1 pseudogene is annotated in these 600 nt (G+C 44.8%); it reads left to right on the top strand.

Annotated features, from left to right (window positions below):
• A pseudogene (locus R7Z49_RS26320) lies at positions 1 to 454 on the top strand (acyl-[acyl-carrier-protein]--UDP-N-acetylglucosamine O-acyltransferase); the annotation flags it as partial.
• Between the last annotated feature and the right edge of the window lie 146 nt (positions 455 to 600).

Raw genomic sequence — 600 nt, 5'->3', positions numbered from 1 at the left:
CGACGACAACCTACTGTGCGTGAATGCGCACATCGCGCATGACGTCGTAGTAGGCAACCATACTCACATTGGTAACAATGCGATTCTGGGTGGTCACGTAACAGTAGAAGATCACGCTGGTGTAATGGCACTTTCTGCTATTCACCCATTCTGTACGGTAGGCGCTTATGCATACGTTGGTGGTTGTTCTGCGGTTGTTCAGGACGTACCTGCTTACGTACTTGCTCAAGGTAACCATGCTACGCCGTTTGGTTTGAACCTAGTTGGCTTGAAGCGTAATGGTTTTGAGAAACCAGAAATTCGAGCACTACAAAAAGCGTACAAAGAAATTTACCGCTCTGGTAAAACGCTAGAAGAAGTGAAACCGATTCTTGCAGAAATGGCACAAGAATGGCCAGCAGTGAAGCGTTTTTCTGACATTCTAGAAACAACGGAACGTGGTATCATTCGTTAATTCACGAATGAATCAATAAGTGGAAAAGATCGCGCCCAATTAGGGCTGCGGTCTTTTTGTGTTTTATGGATAAGGAATCCCTTATCCATAGTACATAGGGCGAAATCGATATGGAAAAACCATTACGTATTGGCATCATTGCTGGC

Origin of the sequence: Vibrio sp. 1562 (assembly GCF_033340155.1) — a bacterium.
GTDB classification, from domain to species: Bacteria; Pseudomonadota; Gammaproteobacteria; order Enterobacterales; family Vibrionaceae; genus Vibrio; species Vibrio alginolyticus.
This window is presented reverse-complemented; position numbering and strand designations above follow the sequence as displayed.